The organism is Paenibacillus protaetiae, from assembly GCF_004135365.1.
GTDB lineage: Bacteria > Bacillota > Bacilli > Paenibacillales > Paenibacillaceae > Paenibacillus_AP > Paenibacillus_AP protaetiae.
The window spans coordinates 1,557,388-1,580,139 of record NZ_CP035492.1 but is presented as its reverse complement, the minus strand read 5'-3'; the positions used below and the strand labels follow the sequence as shown (position 1 = coordinate 1,580,139).

The following is a 22,752-nucleotide window of genomic DNA, read 5'->3' as shown; positions in this document are numbered from 1 at the left end:
CAGGAACAATGAAAGCTTCGCGAAAGCCGGTTCAAATTGTTATTTTGCTTGCTGTGCTCATCATCGGTGGCTACGCGATAGGAACGACGCTGTTTGCCGCCGGCGACGGGCAGATTCCGAAAGTGGGGGGCAAGCCCGCCGATTTCAAGCTGGTTGACCTGCAAGGGAACGTTCATGCACTTTCTGATTACAAAGGCAAGCCGATTGTCATCAATTTCTGGGGCTCTTTTTGTCCGCCATGCGTACAGGAGATGCCGGAGTTCGAGCAGCAGTACCAGAAATGGAAAGATAAAGGGCTTGTCATTTTGGCGATTAATTTAAGCGAGGACACGCTGACGGTCAACAACTTTGTCCGCCAGTTTGATTTGCATTATCCGATCCTGCGCGACGTTAATCGAAAGACAGAACACAGCTACGGGCTCCGCTCATACCCGACAACCTTTTTTGTGAAGCCTGACGGCTCCATTATGGACATCATGGTTGGCGGCATGTCACAATCCGACATTGACGAGCGTGTTGAACGTTTGCTTTCCTTGTAGCCGCTTCTAGCAAAGCGAGTTTGGTCTGGGAGGTTTCCGAGAATTGTCGCTCATCCATAATACGAAATGCGAGTGCGGGCATCAGAACCATGTCGGGACAGTGCTGTGCGAAAGCTGCGGCAAGCCGCTGCTTAACGAAGAAGAACATTCCAGCGAGCCTCTCGAAATGAGATACGACGGGGCGGCGAGACGTTCCCAAAAAAGCAATCCGGGCGTGATTGACCGGGTATGGAATTTTTTCTCGTCGGTTAAAATTGCTATCTATCTCATTCTGATTACACTTGTCGCTGCTTCGCTTGGAACCATTTATCCGCAGGAAAATACATTTGTCAGCAGCAACGCCGATTTTGCGTCCTATTACAAGGACACCTACGGCGTAACGGGGCAAATCTATTACGCGCTTGGTTTATCGCATACATATGATTCCTGGTGGTTTATCGGTCTGCTTGTAATGATAGGCACTTCGCTTGTCGTCTGCAGTCTGGACCGGGTGCTGCCGCTTTACAAAGCGCTCAGCAAGCAGCAGATTCGCAAACATCTGCAGTTTATCCGCCGCCAGAAGACCGTATATACGGGAACGATCGAGGCTGATTCGGGCGAATGGATCCAGTCGTTTGCGAATGCGCTGAAACGAAAGCGTTACCGCGTACATATTGACGGCACGGCGCTGCTTGCCGAGAAAAACAGGTTTAGCCGCTGGGGGCCGTACATTAACCATATTGGCCTCATCGTGTTTTTGCTTTCGATATTGGCGCGCAGCCTGCCAGGCTGGCAGATGGACGCATATGTGTCTGTGCCGGACGGCGAAACCGTTGCGATTGAAGGCACCGATTATTTTGTGAAGAACGATAAATTTACCGTTGTATACTACAAGGACGATGAGCTCCCCGAGGAGCTGAGAGGCAAGGCGCGCGCGAAACTGTACGAGACAAAAGCGATTTTGTACAAATGTACAAGCCAGTGCGACGATCCGGTAAAAAAGCCGGTGCTGCAGGAAGTTTACCAGCATGATATTAAAGTGAACAGCCCGCTGAAATATAAAGGCCTCAAGCTGTACCAGTACGATTACGATTTGACGCCGCGGCTAAAATCCGTCAGTCCTGTTATTACGGACAAGCATACCGGCCAAAGCTATGGGCCGTTTGACTTGCCGATGAAGGACGCTCCGCTGGATTATACCGTCGGTCCGTATACGTTAAAGCTTTATGCCAACTTTATGGACTTTGCGCTTGATGACAAAGGCAACCCGACGACGCTTGGACGCGATCCGAACGCACCTGCCTTTGTATTTATTGTAAAAGGCCCCGGCCTCGCCCAAGACGGAGTGCCTTATATGTACTTCCCGATGGAAAAGGACAAAGTAAAGTTTGGACAGGATCAAATCAATGGAGATTTGGCTAATCAAATCGAGATTCATGTCGACGGGATGGAAAATGTCCATTATTCCGAATCGGCTACCTATTTGAACGTGCGTATTGACCGGGCTATGAATTTTATATGGATCGGTGCAGTGATTTCCATGATCGGCCTGCTGATGGGCGCTTATTGGCATCACCGCCGGATATGGCTTCGAATAGACGGCAGCGAACTGTCGCTTGGCGCGCACACGAATAAAAACTGGTATGGCATGCGTTCGGACGTCGCAAGTGCTTTAAGAAAAGCAGGCATCGAGGTCGATCCGAAAACGCTGGACAACGGAGGGAATAAAGCGTAATGGTACATTTCAGCAGCAACGTATTTTTTGTCGCCTTTTTTCTGTATTGTTTTGCGTTCTTGTTTTTCGTTATTGCAATCGCCGGGAAGAGATGGGGCAATAACCGCGATCCGGAAGCCCATGAGAAAAAATGGGGCAGAATTTCGTTTATCGTCTCCTGCGCCGCTTTGCTAGGGCATTTGCTGTTCTTTTTTACCCGGTGGATCGGCAGCAAGCAAATCCCGACCAGCAATATGTATGAATTTATGACTTTTCTCGCTATGGCTATTATGATTGCTTTTACAATCGTGTATGCCATTTATCGAAAAAATCTTCTTGGCATGTTTACCCTGCCGCTCGTTGTCATTATTATCGCTTATGCGTCCGTGTTTCCATCCGACGTGCAGCCGCTTATTCCGGCGCTGCAATCGAACTGGCTGAAGGTGCATGTCACAACAGCTGCGCTTGGCGAAGCGTTTTTTGCAGTTGGTTTTGCAGCCGGCATGGTTTACTTGACCCGCGTGGTAGATTTTAAAGGGACGGACAAAAAAGCGAAACGGGAGCAGTTTTGGCTCGAATTTTGTTATTATTCGATTATTTTGGTTGTAGGTTTTATTCTTGCGGTCTTTGTATTCAAAGGCGCTGGGTATGAAGCGCAGTTTGTACAGGAAAAAGTGAAAATCGACAGCCAAGGCGTTGAGCAGTCAGCTAATGAGACCGTCGACTATACGCTGCCGCCGATTGCGAAACCGTATAACAGCCAAGCGGTCAAGGTGGACGCTTTTCTCGGGATGAAGGACGGCTTGTTCGAAGCGCCTTCGTGGATGAACGGGGTGAACGCTGGACGGAAGCTGAACACGGTCATCTGGTCGCTTATAACTGGCACCCTCTTGTATGGGCTGCTGCGGCTGTTGTTCCGCAAACGGCTGTCTGCGGTAGTTCATCCGTTAACGGAAGGAATTGATGCTGAGGATCTCGATGAAATCAGTTACCGCGCGATTGCCATCGGATTCCCTGTCTTCACGCTTGGCGCGCTTATTTTTGCGATGATTTGGGCGAACAAGGCTTGGGGACGTTTCTGGGGCTGGGATCCCAAGGAAGTGTGGGCGCTAATCACTTGGCTGTATTACAGCGCGTATTTGCATTTCCGGTTATCCCGGGGCTGGCACGGGAAGAAGTCGGCTTGGCTTGCAGTGATCGGATTCGTTATCGTCTTGTTTACGCTCGTTGGCGTAAACCTTGTAATAGCAGGATTACATTCCTATGCAGGTGTATAATAAAGATAGATAGATCGTTCAGGATCATCGCAATAAAGATGGTTCGTGAAAGGAGTGAGGGCTTTGTCGGAATTTGACAGCCGTATTCTAGTAGTAGACGACGAAGAAAGAATTCGCCGGCTGCTTAAAATGTATTTGGAGAAGGAAGGTTACTTGATCGACGAGGCGGAAGACGGCGAGACCGCTTTGCGCATGGCGACAAGCGAAGACTACGAGCTCATTTTGCTCGATGTCATGCTGCCGGGAATTGACGGCGTGGAGGTGTGCTCCAGGTTGCGCCAGGTAAAAGCAACGCCGGTCATTATGCTGACGGCGAAAGGCGAAGAAATGAACCGTGTGCAAGGGTTTGAGGTTGGTGCCGACGATTATGTCGTAAAGCCGTTCAGCCCGCGCGAAGTCATTTACCGTGTAAAAGCGATTTTGCGCCGCTCGTCGGCAACGGCTTATTTGTCTAAAGAAGCCAATTCAAGCAACAATATTGTGTTCCCGCATCTCATTATAGAGCATGATGCGCACCGTGTAACCGCAGGCGGGCAGGAAGTAAGCTTGACGCCAAAAGAATATGAGCTGCTGCATTATTTGGCCGTATCCCCGGATAAAGTTTTCTCCCGCGAGGAACTGCTGAAGGATGTGTGGAACTACGAGTTTTTTGGCGATTTGCGCACGGTCGATACCCATGTCAAACGGCTGCGCGAAAAGCTGAATAAAGTATCCTCCGAAGCGGCGGCGATGATTACAACCGTATGGGGTATCGGATATAAGCTAGAGGTGCCGAAATAAAATGAAGCTGTGGCGAAAATTGTTCCGCCTCATCTGGAACAGCGTCGTCGGCAAACTGTGGGCGACCATCATTCTGCTCGTTGCGTTTGTGCTTCTCATATTGGGCGTATTCCTGCTTCGGTATATTGATGTGGCATTCAGCGAGCCAAAGCAGGTACAGCTGCTTTATGTCGTGGTGGGCATTATCGGATTTTTATTGTCCACGCTGCTTGCTTTTTTCTTATCGACCAAAATCCAGCAGCCGCTGCTGCAGCTCAAAAAAGCCGCCGATTCGATCTCGCAGGGCAACTACAAAATGCGGGTTGAAATCCGCTCCAGCGATGAGATCGGCGAACTGGGCAAAACCTTTAACCGGATGACCGATGAGCTGGACCGCCTTATTCATGATTTAAGCCATGAGAAAGAGCAGCTGTCCCGTATATTGCGCAGCATGGGCGACGCGGTCATGTCCTTTGACGCGGATGGGCAAATTATATTGACCAACCCGCCCGGCGAGAAGTTGATCGGCCGCTGGGCGGAAGTGGACAAAACTTGGCGGAAAGAAGAAGACGGCGAGCCCAATCTACAGGAGGTTCCGGCTCCTTTACGCGATTCATTCGATACGGTCATAGAGGAAGGCAAGGAAATATTCGAAAAGCTGCAGGTGCAGAACAGCGTCTGGTCATTAATGATGGCGCCGCTTCGTTCGGAAGGCGTAACAAGAGGCGCTGTGGCGGTGATCCGTGATGTGACCGAGGAGCATATGCTGGATAAGATGCGCCGCGATCTGCTGGCGAACATTTCGCATGAAATTCGGACGCCGTTGTCAATGCTGCAAGGCTACAGCGAGGCGCTGCTGGATGATATTCCTACAACGCCGGAGGAGCGTAATGAGCTGGTGCAGATCATTTATGACGAATCGCTTCGGATGGGGCGACTGGTAGCGGATTTACTCGATTTAACCCGTATGGAAGCGGGGCATACCGAACTTCATTTGCAATCCGTCGACTTGCAGTCCGTTATCGTCCGCGTGCACCGGAAATTTCTTGTATATGCGAAAGACCGCGAAGTAGAGCTTCGCGTTAACTTGTCACCGGAGCCGCTTACCGTCGAAGAAGCGGATATTGACCGGATTGAGCAAATTTTAACGAATTTGCTGGACAATGCTTTTCGATATACGCCGCCGGGCAAGTCGATTACGATCGCTGCACAGCCAATCGTGCAAAACAGCAGCCGGTTTATTCAAATTAAAGTGATAGATGAAGGAAAAGGGATCCCAAGCGAAGACGTTCCGTATGTTTTCGAACGTTTTTATAAAGCGGATAAAGCCCGCAAACGCGAGGCAACAGGCGGCGGTACCGGCCTCGGGCTGGCGATTGTGCAAAACCTTGTTCAACTGCATAGAGGCCGTATTCAAGTTGAAAGCACTGTTGGTGCCGGTACAACGTTTACGCTGCTGCTGCCTGTCGAAGCTGCCTCGTCCGTCCATGCCCCGAATTAATCGGGGCATTATTTTGTTGAAAAAAGAAGAGTAATCTTGTTGCTCGTGAAACATTGGGCGTTATTATTGCTGTAATCACTCGAAATAAAGCGGAATAAATAGGAAACGGCAAAAAAGATGCTGCAAGTTAACGTTTATGGTAACCTTTTTGTTAGCTGGTGCGTTTATGCTATCGGCACATAATCTTTTTTACATCTGGGCGGTGATGGCATTTTGAAAAAATGGATTGCGGCAATTGCAGCGGTCGTTATCGTTGTACTCGTTTATGCAGGTTACGGCTGGCTGAAGCCGTTGAAAGTGGACAAGCAAATGGACGGTGTTTTGTATGGCGTTGATTCGCATTTGGTGGAGAAGATGTCATTTCATTTGAGCGGCACAAGAAATCATAACTTGCAGGGAAATTACCGTTTTAAAGGGACATTGACCGTCAATGACAAGTCTTATCCGGTTACTTTGCGTCAAGACGGCCATTCTTTGTTTGGTAATGTCACCGTCTCCGGCTCAGATCAAACCGTACAATCAATTGGTTTTGTATGGGCGGACGAACAGGCGGATAAAGCATGGATTAGCCTTAAAGATTTGGATAACCAATACGGCATGCAAGTGTATCTGGCTGGTCCTGCGGCTGACCGGGATGAAGCTGAGCAGCTTTCCATGGATTTGACAGCACCATAACCGGCAAAAAAAATCCCCTCTATGTCTAGCATAGAGGGGATTTTGTATCAGCTTGATCGGATTACAGCGTAATTTCTTTCGCGTTGTTCAGATCAGGCAAGCTTGTAATTTTTTGCAGTACGTCTTTTGGCGCGCTCTTGTCGACGCGAAGCACCATAATAGCGGAACCGCCTACGAGCTGACGGCCAACCTGCATCGTTGCAATGTTCACGTCGTTGCTGCCCAGCAGCGTACCGACATTACCGATAATACCCGGTTTGTCGTTATGCGCAATCAGGATCAGATTGCCTTCCGGTGTAACGTCAACCGAGAATTTGTCGATGCTTACAATACGCGGGCCGTAGCCCGTCAGCAATGTGCCGGATACCGAACGTTCTTCTTGTTTCGTGCGAAGCGAAACGGTAACCAGGTTCGTAAAGTCTTTAGCTGCATGCGATTTGTTGGTGACGATGTTCAAATCGCGCACTTTGGCCAGATGCATCGAGTTAACGACATTCACTTGCTCAGCGCCAAGGTGATGCGACAGCACGCCTTTTACGATATAACGGGTAATCGGCTGTGTATCCAGCTCAGCAAGCTCGCCGGAGTAGCCAACCACGATCTCCTGCACCGCGCCGTCCGTCGCTTGTGCAATAAAGCTGCCAAGCTTTTCGCCAAGCTCGAAATAAGGTTGAAGCTTGCTTTGCAGATTTGCCGGAATAGGAGGCATGTTTACTGCGTTCATAAACGGCTCGTCGCGCAAAATGTGCAGCACTTGCTCCGAAACGTCGATCGCCACGTTTTCTTGTGCTTCAACTGTCGAAGCGCCAAGGTGAGGCGTTACGATAATTTTAGGATTGGAAAGGAACGGATGATCGGCTGCAGGCGGCTCCGATTCGAATACGTCAAATGCAGCGCCGGCTACAATGCCGCTGTTAACCGCTTCTACCAATGCCATTTCATCAATAATTCCGCCGCGTGCGCAGTTAACGATACGCATGCCTGGTTTCATCACTTCGAATTGCGCTCTTCCGATCATATGGCGGGTTTCCGGTGTAAGCGGCGTATGAACCGTCATAAAATCAGCGTTGCGGACAATTTCATCCACGGTTGCCAGCTTGATGCCAAGCTTGTCAGCACGTTCTTCCGTCAAGAACGGGTCGTAGCCAAGAATTTGCATGCCGAATGCTTTTGCGCGCTTGGCAACTTCGCTTCCGATACGACCCATGCCGAGAACGCCAAGCACTTTATTGCGAAGCTCTACGCCGAGGAATGTTTTACGGTCCCATTCTCCGCCGACCGTTTTCAAATATGCTTGCGGGATGTGGCGTGCGACAGCCATCATCATGGCAAACGTATGCTCGCAAGTGGTAATCGTGTTGCCGTCTGGAGCATTAATAACGATAATGCCTTGTGTCGTAGCGGCATTCAGGTCGATATTGTCGACACCTACGCCTGCGCGGCCAACAACTTTCAGTTTGGAAGCCGCTTCCATAATGCGTGCGGTTACCCGCGTTTGGCTGCGAACGAGCAGCGCGTCGTAATCTCCGATAATTGCGACAAGCTCATCTTCGCTAAGCCCTGTTTTTTTCTCGACGATAACATCTTGTGCATCGACAAGCTGCTGGATGCCGAGATCACTGATTGGATCCGATACTAGCACTTTAAACATGTTCAGAATGCCTCCTAATGGTGGTGTCGCTATGAAACTGATAATTAAAGGATTCATAACGAATGTTGACTGAGTAAATTATAGAAAAAAACTCCGCATGGAGTTCTAATCACCACTTTAACACTTTAATGTAACTCATTGCCTGCAAACAACAAGACGAAACGGATAAGAAACTTTCCGTTGTTACAGAAATTTGATACCGCCTCTTACAAAAAATTTAGTACTCAAACACATCCATTAAATCAAGCACGAGAACAAGTTCTCCATTTAGACTATATCATTTTATAGCAAGGCAGCGTTGGAATGCAATGCTGAAACTTGCCCAATTGTGAAAATTTCGTTAGAATTCGTACAGTAAACTGAAGGATAGAGCCGTAATTTGACACGGTATGGAGAATAAGGAGAGACTTGTATGAGCAATTGGATAGATTTGGACGCCTCCGGGCTGCTTCGCCTGCTGGAAGCCGAGGAAGTGGAACCGCAGCAAATTATTGACGTAAGAGAACTAGCGGAATGGCAATATTATCATATCCCGTCATCCACTCATATTCCGATGAACAGTATTCCGCATGCAATCGGCAGGCTGCCGGAAGACAAGCCGGTTTATATTATTTGCGCTCATGGGGTGAGAAGCGCAGCCGTATGCGATTATTTAGCGGAGCAGGGCATCACCGGGCTGCATAACGTAACTGGCGGTATGGCGGCGTATGCCATGCTCCAAGGTTTTCAATACGATTAGGCGATTTAGGAGAACGGCACCGGAAGCTGTTCTCCTGCGTAAAGCTTCGTTTTGCTGGAATCGTAGTCGCCGCTCCGTACTGCATTCGTATCGGAGAGCAAATGAATGGCATCGCTCAGCGTAACCAGCTTCAGCTTGGCCGCTTGGCCGCCTTTAACCAAGGCATCAATGCGGCTTGCCAAGTCCTGCGGGTAAAATTCCGTTAGGGCATTAACTGATTTAAGCTGATCGGCCATTAATTTATTTTTTACAATTAAAGGAAGTTTATTCCAGGCCGCCAGCTTCATATTCGGGTTATAGCTGTAATGTGCCGGGATGCTGCTGTCGACGGACGCATTCCACTGCAGCATGCCGTCATAAAAAAGCTGCTGTGCGGCGAGCTGCTGCTTAATGGCGGTCTTGTAGTTGACGTCTGCCGCGATACTTGCGCTCAAATCGGCGTTTTTCAGCTTTTTAGCATGAGCCGCAGCTTCCTCTGCTGCTTGTCCAAACAGCTTTAAACTGCGCAGATAGCTCGTTTGCGCGCTGCCTAGCAGCTGAATGTTCTGCATATTTACCGTTCCGGCCTCTACATATTGTTGTTTGGCGAGTTTGGCCAGCTTGGTGAATGCAGACTCGGATTTTGTCAGTTTGCCTTGCGACAAAGCCCGCTCGGATTCGAGCCATTTCGTCTGAAATTCACTATAAGGCAAAAATACGGTATTATAGAAAGAAACAAGATCCTGCTGACTTGCTGGCGCCGCTGTTTTTAATACAGCCGCCGCTTCTTGGTCAGACTTGTATCTGTCCTCCGTTTTGTTTACGCCGATTTTGACGCCGAAAATAAAAGAGCCAACGGCTATGACAAGCATAAGCAAAAATAAAAGGCTGAACAGCATAGTAGAGCGGCGATGTCTTTTTTCCATAAAATAACCCCTTTTTTATAACATAAAATGATTACCGTAAAGCGCAAAGACCATATGAACCTTCAAAGACAGGCGGGAATCTATGAAAAAGTTCGAATTTCGAAAAATCCGATTGAAGCAGGTAACCTCCGATCAGCTTAACGACCGGCTGCTTCTCATTAATTTGTATATGACTCAGGCGCTTACTCTTATTATCGGTCTGATCTGGCTGTTATTTCAGCGCCAAAATATTTTTCATCTTTTTAAGCTGCCGGGCAATTGGGAATTTGCCGCATGGGGCGCCGGTTTGGCAGCGGCTGTAGTAGCTGCGGACCTGCTGCTCGCCAAATGGGTGCCGGAAGAAGCGTCGGATGACGGCGGCATTAACGAAATGCTGTTCCGCAGAAGGCCGATTTGGCATATCGTGCTTATTTGTTTGGTTGTATCGATCTGTGAGGAGCTGCTGTTCCGCGGTGCAGTTCAGCATTCATTTGGCCCGTATTGGACAAGCATTATCTTTGCTGCAATCCATGTCCGGTACTTGCGGCATTGGATTCCAACGGGGCTTGTATTTTCCATCAGCTATGGGCTGGGCTGGATTTACATTCAGACGGGGACGATTTGGGCCCCAATCGTTACGCATTTTATTGTTGATTTGATTATGGGACTAATTATCCGATACAGGAGGGAGCCATGAGCAGGGTAGAAAAATTCGGTAAATCGAGGCAGAAGCATTCTCAGCATGAACAAGCGCCCGGACAAACGGCCGCAAGCACAGACTCGATGACGGATCATGCTCTGCCCCCCAGAAGCAAGAAACATCCTTCAAGCTCGCAAAAGCTGAGCAAGTGGTATTACAATCTGCTGTTTGTCCTGTTTGTTTGCCTGGTTGCCGGGTTGTTCTGGTACGGGATTAACTATACGGAGTAAGCGCCTTTCCAATAATTATGCGGCATGGAGGGACGGAGAGGCAGGCATTCTATAAATGAGCTCATGCGCATAACTTGAGTCTCATTTGAAGGAGGCTTCCGAATATGTTCAAGCTACGCAGCGGGTTTATTGTAGGCGGTCTCGTAGGCGCAGCAGCAGCTATGGTGTTTGCGCGCAAAAGGCCGGATGCGGCTGCCCGTCTTTCACACGCAGTGACGGGCATCGGCTCTAAATTAACGGGCTTTGCGGTATCCGGCATGATGAACCGATCGATGCACGAGGCGGCCAAGCAAGTCCCAAAGCCGTCAAGCGATACCAAAGCTCACTCCGGCGAAGAATGGGGTAAACTGGAGGCGCTTATTGAAAGTGACCCTTCGGTAAAGCAGGAGGTATCGCGTATTAAGGAAGAGGCGGCTTCCGGCCCGCATTAAATACGCCGGACGGATCAAGAATCGTACAATCGCCTGTAAGAAAAAGCGGGCTGATTGTACGATTCTTTTTTTAGGGTGATAGTGCATTTAAAGGACGAACATGGTAACATAGTTACATAGCATATTTTGTTCACATCTTATCTAAAATTTCATACGCTGTTACAACAGATGCTGCAGAGGAGGATCCTGTCATGAAGATCGAGCGGCTGAGTCAGGACAAGATACGTATATTCCTGACGTACGACGACCTGCTGGAACGTGGGATCCAGAAGGATGATATGTGGCGAGAAATTCCTAAAGTACATGAGCTGTTTAGCGAAATGATGGATCAGGCATACACCGAACTCGGCTTTGACGCAAGCGGGGGACCGCTCGCCGTTGAAGTATTTGCCCTTCCTGCACAAGGAATGGTCGTCATCGTAACCCGCGGCAAAGTTGCTGCCGGTTCTGAAGATCACATTCTGGAGGAAGATGACGACAGCGAAGAGGATATATACGAAATGGAAGTGACAATGGAGCAAAGCGATGTTGTCATGTACGCCTTTCGGGACTTCGAGGATGTTATCGACGTGTGCAAGAAACTGAAATCGGCTTCGCTTACCGAAGACGGTCGGCTCTATTCGTACAACGGGAAATATATATTGGCTTTAGAGCCTGCGAATATGGAAACATCGAGGCATAATGCGGTTATCGCGGTGCTAGCCGAATTTGGCGAAGCAACATCGGTGACATACGCCATGCTTGAAGAATACGGCAAGGTGATTGTTGCATCGGGAGCGATACAAGAAATATGCACGCATTTTTCCGGCTGAACGCGGGCACAAGAAAGCTGGGACTAAAGAGCATCCGCAGGCGGTTTTCGTCAGCGGATGCTCTTCTTGCTTAGCAATGTATGGATAATAGCGTTTGCATACGGGAGAAGTATTTCCGTTATCGGCTGAGGCATTGTATACTTGTAAGCAACATGGCAAATGAAAAGCATTTCATACACACAGGAGGTGAGTCGAAATGCTGTTGTTCTCCATATTGACGGCTGCAGTTGCACCAGGCATTTCGCTGCTCACCTATTTATATTTGAAAGACCGGTACGAGTCCGAACCGATCTCCATGGTGATCCGCATGTTTGTGTTCGGCATGCTGATCGTTATTCCGATCGTAGTTATCCAGCGGGGGTTAGAGCTGTGGCTTGGCGACAATCCGGTACTGTTTGCTTTTGTGCAATCGGCTGGCATTGAGGAACTGGCCAAGTGGTTTGTGCTGTATCATTTGATATTTAACCATACCGAATTTGACGAACCGTATGACGGGATTGTATATGCCGCATCGATATCGCTAGGTTTCGCAACGCTGGAAAACGTCATGTACGCCGTGTTTTCGCCGGCGACGTTCGGTACGCTGCTGATGAGGGCGCTGCTTCCGGTTTCCGGCCATGCGCTGTTTGGCGTCGCGATGGGGTATTATTTGGGCAAAGCCAAATTTGCCCCGAAGCGCAAAGTGCAGCGTTATTTGGCGATTACGCTTCTATTGCCGATGCTGCTGCACGGCATTTACGACTACTTGATGGTCAGCTACAGCAGCAATTGGATGTGGACGATTATCCCGTTCATGGCTTTTTTGTGGGTGTGGGGAATCCGCAAAATGCAAAGAGCAACTTCCAGATCGCCGTTCCGCTACCTCGCCTCCGAAGAAGAGATTAAGCTTTAACCGAAATGCCCATACTGGATGATACAAAAGATTGAAAAAAAGGATGGGCATGGAGGTTATGATGGAGACAAGCCGAGTGAAGGTTACGATCAGATGCAAAGTATGCGGCGAGAAGTATGTGCTGCGCGGGCGAAGGGACAAAGGCACGATTGATACCGGTTTCCGCCAGTGCATATGCAACAACAGCAATGACCTGGAGATTGAAGAGCATATCGCGCTTTAAAAACGATAACTTCATAGCATTCGGATGCATAAAGCTCCTTTTGGCAAACCAAACTAACACCAGGTTTTGCACAAGAAAGGAGCTTTTGTGTTATGTACCAACGACTGAGCGCAGTGCTGTTTCCTGTCTTTACCGTGTTGTTTATCGGCGCAGCCTATTGGGGCTACCAGGAGCATCAGGATAAAAATTCAGTACTGATTAAAGCGGAAAACCAATACCAGCGCGCCTTCCATGATCTGACCTACCATGTGCAGCAGCTTCATAACCAGCTTGGCAATACGCTTGCTGTCAACTCCACCTCCCAAAACTATCACCGCAAAGGGCTTATTAATGTGTGGCGGCTGACAAGCGAAGCGCAAAATGAAGTCAATCAGCTCCCGCTGACGCTGCTTCCTTTTAATGATGCAGAAGAGTTTTTGTCCAAAATCGCCAACTTTTCTTACAAAACAGCAGTCCGCGATCTGAGCAAGCAGCCGCTGACGGATGAAGAGTTTAAGACGATGAAGACGCTGTATGCCAATTCGGAGCAAATTTCCAATGACTTGCAAAGCATGCAGGAAAAAGTACTTAGCAAAAACTTGCGCTGGATGGATGTAGAGGTTGCTGTTGCCGCCGAAAAATCCGCCCGCGACAACTCTATTATCGACGGCTTCAGGACAGTTGACAAAAAAGTAAGCGAATACCCGGAAATTAACTGGGGCCCTTCAGTCAGCAGCATGTATCAAAAACGAACGGTCAATATGCTGAGCGGCAATATGGTTACGGCGGAACAGGTGAAATCGCTTGCCGCCAAGTTTTTGAACACCAATGCGGATGAGATCCGTGTTGTTGAGAACGGAAAAGGCACCGAATATGCCTCTTACTCGGCCAGCATCGAGCCTAAAGGCAAGCAGGACAGTACGATCCATATGGATTTTACGCAAAAAGGCGGCCAGCTTATCTGGTTTATGAATTCAAGGGATGTAGGCAGCAAACAGATTCAAATAAAACAAGCGGAAAAGTCGGCAGGCGCGTTTTTGAAGAAACATGACTTTGATGGCATGAAGCCGATCGCGTACGACGAATACAATAATACAGGCACATTTACTTACGTAGGCACCCAGAACGGCGTGCTGATCTATCCCGAAAAATTGACGGTGAAAGTTGCGCTGGATAACGGCGAGACGATTGGGCTGCATGCAAACGATTATGTGTATGAGCATCATAAACGGAACTTGCCGCAAGCTAAACTGAGCAAAGATGAAGCCAGAAAAGCCGTTAATCCGAATATGAAAATTACGCGGGAAAATATGGCGCTCATTCAAGGCGAAATGGGCGATGAAGTGCTTTGCTATGAGTTTTCCGGCAAAATTAATGGCAGCTTGTACCGGATTTACATCAATGCGGATAATGGCACAGAAGAAGCTATCGAAGAAATGGCATTGCAGAACAGCGCAATCTAGAATGTCAAAATACGCCAAATAACAGTATGGCTCCCCTCCATTCGACGTGCTATAATGACGTTTATATGGGAGGGAGCCTATTTGTTGCCAAAAATTAATCAAATGCTGTTTCTTCATGTTGCAACGCCTGATGAAGAGGAAGCGGGCAAAGAGTACAAAGCAAGGATTGCGGATTGGAACGATGAATTCATTTTAATGGAGACCCCGATTCACGAGCAGTCCGGCAGGATGAAGAAGCTGTTTCTCGGTGACGAGCTGTCGTTTTACTACATAACGGAAACCGGAGTCAAGCATTATTTTGGTTCGCATGTATTAGGATTCCAGCAGGATGCGATTCCGCTGGTCAAAATCCGTACTCCCGATACGGACCGGATTACAAAAGTGCAAAGAAGAAACTTTTTGCGGGTGCCGGCTGAGCTGGAAATTGCGGTCAAGCTCCCTGATCATGAGCAATTTGTTGCTGTAACAGACGACGTAGGCGGCGGCGGTATTTCTTTTCTTTGTGAATCGAAATGGCAGCTGCATCCAGGTCAACTTCTCGTGTGCTGGCTGTTGTTGAATTATAAAAACGGCACGATTGAGCATGCGCCGTTTGCGGCTGAAATTGTCCGTATCGTTGAAGTGGCGGCAGCACGGAAGCAGGTCATGATCAAGTTCGTATCCATTAACGATTATGAGCGCCAAAAGATTATCCGGTATTGCTTTGAGCGGCAATTCGATTTCCGCAACCGGTGAATAATAACTGTTATAATTTGGAATGCTAGCTTGCAGAAGGGCAGGTGGCATTCCGATGGATTCGAATCGCAATAAAATACAAACCGTTTCGAACAAGCCAGCAGGGAGCCGCAAGCGGCTCCTTGCGTTTTCTGACCGGGTTGCGGGCGGGCTGCGAATTGCGGTTATCGTGCTTTTGACAGCTGTATTCGTGATACAAATACTGCTGCAAAACGACACGTTTAGACAGTGGGCGACCCATGTCGAAAGATGGGAAGGGGATTCCTTCCAATAAGATAAAACGGCATGGTTATGCGGTTTTCCCCGCTTTTAATCCATTACGTAATTTTGCATCTATGTCCACAGTGTGGTATAATTTTCACGTTCGCAGGCAGAGCCTGCTTTTTTCTTGGCAACCGATTATTCTGCCAAGAATTTATCGGAGCTAAGGGGGCTGACAGTTAGTGATGCAGCAAGACGGCAACGTCTTCCGCATGAATATTGCCATCGACGGACCCGCAGGCGCGGGGAAAAGTACGGTAGCGCGGAAAGTTGCGGGACAGCTAGGTTATATTTACATCGATACGGGTGCCATGTATCGCGCTGTGACACTAAGCGCGCTAAGAAACCGCGTAGAGCCTGAGAATTCGGCTGCGCTGTCCGAGCATGCCAAGACGTTAAACATCGTGCTTCGGCCCGGAGAGCATGGGCAGCTTGTTTATTTGAACGGCGAAGATGTAACGGATTTAATCCGTTCCCGCGAAGTGACGTTATCGGTGTCGCAAGTAGCGGCTAATGAAACGGTACGCAGCGTGCTGACCGATATGCAGCGCAAGCTGGCGCAGGACAAGGGCGTCGTAATGGACGGCCGGGATATCGGCACATCCGTGCTTCCGAACGCAGAACTGAAAGTGTTTTTGACGGCTTCCGTGCAAGAGCGGGCGCTGCGCAGATATCGCGAAATCGGCTTAAGCCAAGGCATAACGTTGGAACAGCTGGAGAAGGAAATAGCGAGCCGCGATAAACTTGATGCGGAGCGGGACATATCGCCTCTTGTATGCGCTGATGACGCTATCGTCCTGGACAGCACCTCCATGTCAATTGACGAGGTCGCAGCGGCGATTGTGAATTTAAGCAGAACCAAATTGGCGGAGGCGAAGTAAACTAATGTTATACTTAGCAGGTCAATTCTTTTTGCGTGTTCTGTATGGAGCGCTGTTTCGATTGAAATCGTCGGGAGTGGAACATATCCCTCTCCGCGGCCCAATCATTGTGGCCTCTAATCATGTAAGCAATTTCGACCCGCCAACGGTAGGCATTCCGATTAAGCGAAAGCTTCATTTTATGGCGAAGGTGGAATTATTTAAAGTTCCTTTATTCGGTCCGCTTATTCGCAGGCTTGGCGCATTCCCGGTTAACCGCGGCGGCGTCAGCAAGGATGCCATTAAAGCCGCCATTGCGCTTCTGAAAGAAGGCAAGGCGCTGGCGATGTTCCCGGAAGGCTCACGCAACAGCGGAGGTTCCGGCAAAAAAGGGCTTGCTCTTATCGCTCATCGGAGCGGGGCATTAATCGTTCCGGCTGCTATTATTGGAAATTATAAACTTTTTCGAACTTTAAAAGTAGTATATGGAGAGCCGATTGACCCGAAAGCGGTCGTAGAGGCCAATCCGGAAGCGGCAGACCCGCTTGAGCTTATTACCGAAGTTGTAATGGGGCGCATCCGCGAACTGGTTAACGAGAATGGGCCGTCAAATAAGTTTTAAATGCCGCTTGACCAAGCAAGTCAATCGGATTTAAATAAAGTTGTGGTATGAATTGAGGAGGTAATTGGGATGTCAGAAGAATTGAATGTACAGGAAAGTCAAGAAGCTATGGATAATCTCGTATCTTTGAAGAAAGGCGATATCGTAACCGGTACAATCGTCAAAATCGAAGATAACCAAGCTTTCGTAAGCCTTGGATATAAATATGACGGCGTTATTCCAATTCGCGAGCTTTCTTCAGTCCAATTGAACAATGCTTCCGAAGCGGTTCAAGTCGGTCAGGAAGTGCAAGTGAAAGTGGTTAGCATCGACGATGAGAAAGAGCGCCTCGTATTGTCGAAACGCCAAATCGACGCTGAAAAAGCATGGGATGCTCTGCAAGCCCGTTTTGAAAGCGGCGAAGTGTTTGAAGTAGCGGTTGCCGATGTTGTTAAAGGCGGCCTCGTAGCAGACGTTGGCGTACGCGGCTTCATTCCGGCTTCGATGGTTGAACGCCATTTTGTTGAAGACTTCAGCGATTACAAAGGCCGTACGCTTCGCGTGAAAGTGAAAGAGATCGACCGCGAAAACAATAAAGTGATTTTGTCCGCCAAAGAAGTGCTGGATGCGGAATTCGAACAAAATAAACAACGCATTATGGAATCGCTGTATGCCGGCCAAGAGCTGGACGGTACGGTACAACGCCTCACTCCGTTTGGAGCATTTGTGGATATCGGCGGCATCGACGGCCTGGTTCATGTATCCGAACTGTCGTGGCAGCATGTTGCACATCCAAAAGACGTAGTATCCGAAGGCCAATCGGTTCGCGTACGCGTGCTGAAAGTGGATCCGGCTGCTGGCAAAATCAGCCTGAGCATTAAAGCGGCTCAGCCTGGCCCATGGGAAACGGCCGGTTCGCAATTCGCTATCGGCGACATCGTTACCGGTGTTGTACGCCGCCTCGTAGCATTCGGCGCATTCGTTGAAATCGCTCCAGGCGTTGAAGGCCTTGTTCATATTTCTCAAATCGCTCACCGTCACATCGCAACTCCTTTCGAAGTATTGAAAGAAGGCCAAGAAGTGAAAGCGAAAATTTTGGACTTCAACCCGGCTGAGAAACGCGTAAGCCTCAGCATCAAAGAAACGGAAGAAGCTCCTGAGCAAGCTCCAAAAGCGGAAAAACCGCAGCGTGAGCGCGCACCTAAGCAAGAAGAAATCAACAACCCTAACGTAAGCTTGAGCAATCAAAGCATGAGCTTTACGCTGGCGGAACGTTTCGGCGACAAATTGAGCAAGCTGAAATAATTTCATAGCAGCTGCAGCTTACCGCCGCAGGCTGTCCGGAGGCTGTTCCTCGATTCTATGGATCTTGGAATAGCCTCTTTTTTTTGGCGCATAATAGGCAGGAATGAGGTGATGCGTCCAATGAATCCCGGGTTTATTTCACTGCTAATACTAATTGCGGCGGGTATATTGCTCAGTACAGGGTGGGGCACTGTTTTTTTTCCAGGCGTTTCGGGTCGGGCGGCAGCGGCTGCTGGAGTCGGATGCGGTCTGCTTCAGCTTGTGTATGGGACATTTATGCTCGGGCATATCCACATCGAATATTATGGGGGCGTGTTTGCGCTGCTGCTGCTATCATCAGCGGTATTCAGAAGCGAGAAGCCTGTTACGCAAACCGGATATTTGATGCTTTGCGCATTTATTGTCGGTATTATATGGGGTTCGGTCAAGCAAATTTATTATGCTGATCCGGTTTTTTATTGGGTGCACCCGGTATGGGATGCGCCTCTTCTTGGCGGTTTGCTTGCCTCGGCTTTTGTAAGCAAGCTTGCGCATCAGTTTGCTTTGCTTGTCTGGAGCGCCATTTGGTCGGAAATAACAGGGGCGGCATTAAGCACGTTAGGTTATACAGCATCCATCGGCTCGCTGGCCTGGTGGGACGGATTATTAATTTCACTGGCTGCAGCCCGAACGGTGACGGCTGTTTTGGGCTGGCTGAAGAAAGCTGTCCGGAAACTTCCTTATTTGTCTTGGAAAACAAGCGGCGAGGCCGGCGGGGATGCAGATGAAGCTTAGTCTGGCGGCTGCAAACAATGTTTGATAATATTAGCCAAGCGAGCGCTTTTTTGTTATGATGATAGTCATGAGTATTTTTGAAGGAGTGAATGGAAATTTATGGCTAGACCCGTTATTGCTATCGTCGGGCGTCCGAACGTAGGGAAGTCCACTATTTTCAATCGGGTCATTGGCGACCGGCTCGCGATTGTAGAGGATAAACCGGGCGTTACCCGTGACCGGATATACGGAATCGGTGAATGGAACGGCAGATCATTCAGTATTATTGACACAGGCGGTATTGAAATTGATGGCGAAGACCATATTTTGAGGCTGGTTCGCGCACAGGCGGAGCTCGCTATCGAAGAAGCGGACGTCATTATTTTTATGGTCGATGCGAAAGCCGGGCTTACGCATGCTGATGATGAAGTGGCTCAAATGTTGTTCCGATCACACAAACCGGTAGTTGTTGCAGTAAACAAAGTCGACAACATGAACCGTATGGATGATGTTTATGAATTTTACGGATTAGGATTTGGACAGCCGATTGCGATCTCCGGCTCTCATGGTACCGGTATTGGCGATCTGCTGGATGCTGCAGTGGAGAAGCTGCCGGAGCTGGATGATGAAGAATACGACGAGGATATTATTAAAGTTGCTTTGATTGGCCGGCCGAATGTCGGCAAATCGTCGCTCGTGAATGCCCTGCTAGGTGAAGACCGCGTTATCGTCAGCGATGTGGCAGGCACAACACGCGATGCGATTGATACGCCTTTTGAACGGGACGGGCAGCGTTATGTCCTTATTGATACCGCCGGTATGCGCAAGCGCGGCAAAGTGTATGAAACAACGGAAAAATACAGCGTAATGCGTTCCTTGAAAGCGATTGAACGTGCAGACGTCGTATTGGTGTTAATCAATGGCGAAGAAGGCATTATCGAGCAGGACAAGCATATTGCCGGATACGCGCATGAAGCGGGCAAAGCTTCTATTTTTGTCGTGAATAAATGGGATGTTGTGGAAAAAGACGATAAAACGATGCAGCGGTTTGAGCAAACGATCCGCGATCATTTTTTGTTTATGAGTTATGCGCCGGTCGTATTCCTGTCCGCCTTGACGAAGTCGCGGCTGCATAAGCTGCTGCCGGTTGTGAACCATGTTTCGGAGCAGCATTCGCTTCGTATTCAAACGCATCTGCTGAATGATGTCGTTTCGGATGCAGTAGCGATTAATCCGCCTCCAACAGATAAAGGTAAACGGCTTCGCATTAATTACGTGACCCAAGTGGCGACAAAACCGCCTACTATGGTTATTTTTGTAAACGATCCGGAAATCATGCACTTCTCGTATGAACGTTACCTGGAAAATAAAATCAGAGCGGCCTTTGATTTCGAAGGCACGCCGATTCGTCTGTTCACCAGACGGAAGTCCGACGAAGATTAGGGGAGAGAACATTGCTGTTATCGGTTATCTCGGTTGTCGTCAGTTATTTGCTGGGGTCGGTGTCATTCAGTATTTTGATTGCCAAATGGGTAAAAGGGATTGATATTCGCCAGCACGGAAGCGGCAACGCCGGTGCAACGAATACGCTTCGCGTGCTTGGCAAAGGCCCGGGCATTCTCGTGTTTTTGCTGGACATTGCAAAAGGGGTAATTGCTGTATGGCTGGGCAAATGGCTTGGCGACAACAGCTGGATCCCTGCTGTAGCCGGCTTAGCTTCGATTATCGGCCATAACTGGCCGGTCTATTTCCGCTTTAAAGGAGGCAAAGGCATTGCTACGACGGTAGGCGTTGTCGCAACGCTTGCGTTTGTTCCGGCACTTATAGCCGGCGTAGTGGCCATTGCTGTTATTGCCCTTACACGTTATGTTTCGCTCGGCTCTTTGCTGTTTGCGTTATTGACTCCGATTGCGATTGGCATTATTCAATTTGGCGCTCCTGAATTGGTGATCAGTCTTGTATTATGCGTGTTTGCGTTTGTCCGCCATCGCACCAATCTGGTGAAGCTTGTGCACGGCACGGAAAGCAAGCTTGGCGCCAAGAAAGGAATGTGAGGCAGCTTGAACAGAAACGGGAAGGAACGCCGCGCTGCCGTGCTTGTCGCTGGAAGCTGGGGAACTGCGCTGGCTTCGGTGCTTGCCGACAACGGTTATGAAGTGAAGCTTTGGACGCGGAATCCGCAGCAGGCGGAGGAAATCAACGAGAAGCATGAGAACGGGAAGTTTTTGCCGGGGATCCGTCTAGCGGACGGCATTCAGGCGACAACCCGCATGGAGGATGCGCTGGCTGGCGCGGAGCTTGCTTTGTTTGTTTCGCCTTCCTCAGCGATGCGTGATGTTGCCCGTCAGGCTGCCCCCATATGGATGAAGCTACGTTATGCGTGCATGCGACGAAAGGTTTTGAGACAGGCACGCTCAAACGGATGACGGTCGTGCTGGCAGAAGAGCTGAACCGCCCGGTTAGCCATATCGCCGCTTTGTCTGGCCCAAGCCATGCGGAGGAAGTTATCCGCAAGCAGCCGACAACCGTGGTTGTAGCCGCTGAAGAGCTGTCCGTTGCGGAGCAGGCGCAGGATGCTTTTATGAATCCGTATTTCCGCGTGTACACCAATCCGGATGTCATTGGCGTAGAAGTAGCCGGCGCGATCAAAAACATTATCGCTTTAGGCGCCGGCTTATCCGACGGGTTAGGTTTTGGCGACAACGCCAAAGCCGCTTTGCTTACAAGAGGCCTTGCCGAAATCGGCCGCCTTGGCGGCGCGATGGGCGCTAATCCGCTGACATTCGCCGGATTAGCCGGCGTCGGGGATCTTGTAGTGACCTGTACAAGCAAGCATAGCCGCAACTGGCGGGCTGGCTCCATGCTGGCGGACGGCGCTCCGCTTGACCAGGTGCTGGAGCGGATGGGCATGGTCGTTGAAGGCGTACGCACAACAAATGCGGCATTCGAACTGGCGAAGCAATATGATGTTGAAATGCCGATCACAGCGCAGCTTTATCAAGTGCTGTTCGAGCAGTTGGAACCCCGGACGGCCGTATCGCGCCTGATGGGCCGGCTGCGGACGCATGAAATCGAGCCGATCGGATAGCCTGCACCTATCGCCCGTTTCCCTCATATGATGCTGGGAGAACTTATTTACGCATCATTAGGAGGGGAAGCAGTGGCTAACAAAGATTTGTCCAAAGATGTGCTAGGCGCCATCAACAAAAAAACCGGAAAAAATATCTCCGAGAATGCGGTCAAAAAACTGGCTAGCAGCGTTACGGCTGATACGCTCAAAAATGAAGCGGAGCTCCGGAAGCTGATTAAACAAGTAGCGGAAATGGCAAAGGTGCCGGTCTCGGAATCTACAACTAACGATATTGTCAAGGCGGTTACCGCCAGCGGCGTTGGTTTGAATCATTTGGAATCGCTGATCAAAATGATGGTCAAAAAATAAGAAGTACACGGGCAAAAGCGAAAAGAAGCCTGCTGCTTCCTGTCGACCGATAGGGATATAAGCAGATTCTTTGCTGCTTTTGTCCTTTTTTTGTAACGATGCTATAATAAGGTGATCCTTGCCAATAGGAGAATTTCACAGATTAGGAGAAGATCGCCTCGATGGATGGAATGACAAAGATGTGGGTTTCTTTTATCGGCATCGGCTTGATGGCCGTTGCAGCCTTTTTAATTACGTTTGCCCGTGTCAAAACTAGAGGGATCATGAAGGGTATTTTATCGTTTATTGCTTTTGTTATGCTTGTTTTTGGCTTTATTTACGGCTTTTTCTCTATTTTATAGCGTACATAA

The 22,752-nt window shown here is 49.2% G+C and carries 26 protein-coding genes and 1 pseudogene; 25 read left to right on the top strand and 2 right to left on the bottom strand.

The features are described from left to right. The first annotated feature begins 8 nt into the window (after window positions 1-8). The 6 genes from ET464_RS07095 (at window position 9) to ET464_RS07070 (ending at window position 6,444) form a co-directional block, all read left to right on the top strand. The gene (locus ET464_RS07095; RefSeq protein ID WP_129439536.1) at window positions 9-539 is read left to right on the top strand and encodes a redoxin domain-containing protein; all 531 of its coding nucleotides are present in this window, start codon (window positions 9-11) and stop codon (window positions 537-539) included. 43 nt (window positions 540-582) lie between these two features. Beyond that, on the top strand, window positions 583-2,253 hold the full coding sequence (gene resB, locus ET464_RS07090) for a cytochrome c biogenesis protein ResB (protein ID WP_129439534.1): 1,671 nt from the start codon (window positions 583-585) through the stop codon (window positions 2,251-2,253). Further along, window positions 2,253-3,509: a c-type cytochrome biogenesis protein CcsB gene (gene ccsB / locus ET464_RS07085; RefSeq protein WP_129439532.1), complete on the top strand. Its 1,257-nt coding sequence runs from the start codon at window positions 2,253-2,255 to the stop codon at window positions 3,507-3,509. The genes resB and ccsB overlap by 1 nt, the downstream gene beginning before the upstream one ends. 63 nt (window positions 3,510-3,572) lie before the next feature. Beyond that, entirely contained in the window at window positions 3,573-4,289 is a 717-nt protein-coding gene (locus tag ET464_RS07080; protein ID WP_129439531.1) for a response regulator transcription factor, read from the top strand. Between the two features lies 1 nt (window position 4,290). Next, window positions 4,291-5,769, top strand: a complete 1,479-nt coding sequence (locus ET464_RS07075; protein ID WP_129439529.1) for an ATP-binding protein — start codon at window positions 4,291-4,293, stop codon at window positions 5,767-5,769. A 213-nt stretch (window positions 5,770-5,982) separates the two neighbouring features. Further along, window positions 5,983-6,444, top strand: coding sequence for a hypothetical protein (locus ET464_RS07070; RefSeq protein WP_129439528.1), 462 nt, complete (start codon window positions 5,983-5,985; stop codon window positions 6,442-6,444). A 61-nt stretch (window positions 6,445-6,505) separates the two neighbouring features. On the opposite strand, the gene serA is transcribed toward ET464_RS07070, so the two are convergent. Further along, on the bottom strand, window positions 6,506-8,095 hold the full coding sequence (gene serA / locus ET464_RS07065; RefSeq protein ID WP_129439526.1) for a phosphoglycerate dehydrogenase: 1,590 nt from the start codon (window positions 8,093-8,095) through the stop codon (window positions 6,506-6,508). Window positions 8,096-8,507: 412 nt separating this feature from the next. Here serA and ET464_RS07060 point away from each other — a divergent pair, with 412 nt between their 5' ends. Beyond that, window positions 8,508-8,834 (top strand): rhodanese-like domain-containing protein, encoded by a 327-nt coding sequence (locus ET464_RS07060; protein ID WP_129439524.1) that lies wholly within the window; start codon window positions 8,508-8,510, stop codon window positions 8,832-8,834. 5 nt (window positions 8,835-8,839) lie between these two features. Here ET464_RS07060 and ET464_RS07055 read toward each other — a convergent pair whose 3' ends face one another. Further along, complete coding sequence (locus tag ET464_RS07055; RefSeq protein ID WP_129439522.1) at window positions 8,840-9,739, bottom strand: hypothetical protein; 900 nt, start codon at window positions 9,737-9,739, stop codon at window positions 8,840-8,842. Between the two features lie 82 nt (window positions 9,740-9,821). Between ET464_RS07055 and ET464_RS07050 the strand changes: the two genes are divergently transcribed. The 18 genes and pseudogenes from ET464_RS07050 to ET464_RS06970 all read left to right on the top strand — a co-directional run bounded on the left by ET464_RS07050 (window position 9,822) and on the right by ET464_RS06970 (window position 22,743). Next, window positions 9,822-10,415: a CPBP family intramembrane glutamic endopeptidase gene (locus ET464_RS07050; protein WP_129439520.1), complete on the top strand. Its 594-nt coding sequence runs from the start codon at window positions 9,822-9,824 to the stop codon at window positions 10,413-10,415. Further along, window positions 10,412-10,648 carry a hypothetical protein gene (locus ET464_RS07045; protein ID WP_129439518.1) on the top strand — a complete coding sequence of 79 codons (237 nt, stop codon included), beginning with the start codon at window positions 10,412-10,414 and terminating at the stop codon, window positions 10,646-10,648. Before ET464_RS07050 ends, ET464_RS07045 begins: the two co-directional genes overlap by 4 nt. A gap of 104 nt (window positions 10,649-10,752) precedes the next feature. Then, window positions 10,753-11,079, top strand: coding sequence for a hypothetical protein (locus tag ET464_RS07040; protein WP_129439516.1), 327 nt, complete (start codon window positions 10,753-10,755; stop codon window positions 11,077-11,079). 191 nt (window positions 11,080-11,270) lie between these two features. Further along, window positions 11,271-11,891 carry a genetic competence negative regulator gene (locus ET464_RS07035; RefSeq protein ID WP_129439514.1) on the top strand — a complete coding sequence of 207 codons (621 nt, stop codon included), beginning with the start codon at window positions 11,271-11,273 and terminating at the stop codon, window positions 11,889-11,891. 196 nt (window positions 11,892-12,087) lie between these two features. Continuing rightward, on the top strand, window positions 12,088-12,783 hold the full coding sequence (gene prsW, locus ET464_RS07030; protein WP_129439512.1) for a glutamic-type intramembrane protease PrsW: 696 nt from the start codon (window positions 12,088-12,090) through the stop codon (window positions 12,781-12,783). Window positions 12,784-12,814: 31 nt separating this feature from the next. Continuing rightward, window positions 12,815-13,006, top strand: coding sequence for a hypothetical protein (locus ET464_RS19780; protein ID WP_208543961.1), 192 nt, complete (start codon window positions 12,815-12,817; stop codon window positions 13,004-13,006). Between the two features lie 92 nt (window positions 13,007-13,098). Further along, window positions 13,099-14,448, top strand: coding sequence for a germination protein YpeB (gene ypeB, locus ET464_RS07025; RefSeq protein WP_129439510.1), 1,350 nt, complete (start codon window positions 13,099-13,101; stop codon window positions 14,446-14,448). An 81-nt stretch (window positions 14,449-14,529) separates the two neighbouring features. Further along, entirely contained in the window at window positions 14,530-15,183 is a 654-nt protein-coding gene (locus ET464_RS07020) for a flagellar brake protein (RefSeq protein WP_129439508.1), read from the top strand. Between the two features lie 55 nt (window positions 15,184-15,238). Next, window positions 15,239-15,457, top strand: a complete 219-nt coding sequence (locus ET464_RS07015; protein ID WP_129439506.1) for a hypothetical protein — start codon at window positions 15,239-15,241, stop codon at window positions 15,455-15,457. A 172-nt stretch (window positions 15,458-15,629) separates the two neighbouring features. Continuing rightward, window positions 15,630-16,325, top strand: coding sequence for a (d)CMP kinase (cmk, locus tag ET464_RS07010; protein ID WP_129444171.1), 696 nt, complete (start codon window positions 15,630-15,632; stop codon window positions 16,323-16,325). A gap of 4 nt (window positions 16,326-16,329) precedes the next feature. Beyond that, entirely contained in the window at window positions 16,330-16,926 is a 597-nt protein-coding gene (locus tag ET464_RS07005; RefSeq protein ID WP_129439504.1) for a lysophospholipid acyltransferase family protein, read from the top strand. A gap of 69 nt (window positions 16,927-16,995) precedes the next feature. Further along, a complete protein-coding gene (rpsA, locus tag ET464_RS07000; RefSeq protein ID WP_129439502.1) occupies window positions 16,996-18,210 on the top strand; it encodes a 30S ribosomal protein S1 in 1,215 nt (404 codons plus the stop codon). Window positions 18,211-18,330: 120 nt separating this feature from the next. Next, window positions 18,331-18,984 carry a YphA family membrane protein gene (locus tag ET464_RS06995; protein ID WP_129439500.1) on the top strand — a complete coding sequence of 218 codons (654 nt, stop codon included), beginning with the start codon at window positions 18,331-18,333 and terminating at the stop codon, window positions 18,982-18,984. A gap of 99 nt (window positions 18,985-19,083) precedes the next feature. Further along, a complete protein-coding gene (der, locus tag ET464_RS06990) occupies window positions 19,084-20,406 on the top strand; it encodes a ribosome biogenesis GTPase Der (RefSeq protein WP_129439498.1) in 1,323 nt (440 codons plus the stop codon). Between the two features lie 11 nt (window positions 20,407-20,417). Beyond that, window positions 20,418-21,017, top strand: a complete 600-nt coding sequence (plsY, locus tag ET464_RS06985; protein ID WP_129439496.1) for a glycerol-3-phosphate 1-O-acyltransferase PlsY — start codon at window positions 20,418-20,420, stop codon at window positions 21,015-21,017. 6 nt (window positions 21,018-21,023) lie between these two features. Further along, window positions 21,024-22,051 (top strand): annotated as a pseudogene (locus ET464_RS06980) (NAD(P)H-dependent glycerol-3-phosphate dehydrogenase). 72 nt (window positions 22,052-22,123) lie between these two features. After that, window positions 22,124-22,402, top strand: a complete 279-nt coding sequence (locus ET464_RS06975) for a stage VI sporulation protein F (protein ID WP_244226703.1) — start codon at window positions 22,124-22,126, stop codon at window positions 22,400-22,402. A 161-nt stretch (window positions 22,403-22,563) separates the two neighbouring features. Beyond that, a complete protein-coding gene (locus tag ET464_RS06970) occupies window positions 22,564-22,743 on the top strand; it encodes a DUF2768 family protein (RefSeq protein WP_129439494.1) in 180 nt (59 codons plus the stop codon). Window positions 22,744-22,752 lie beyond the last annotated feature (9 nt).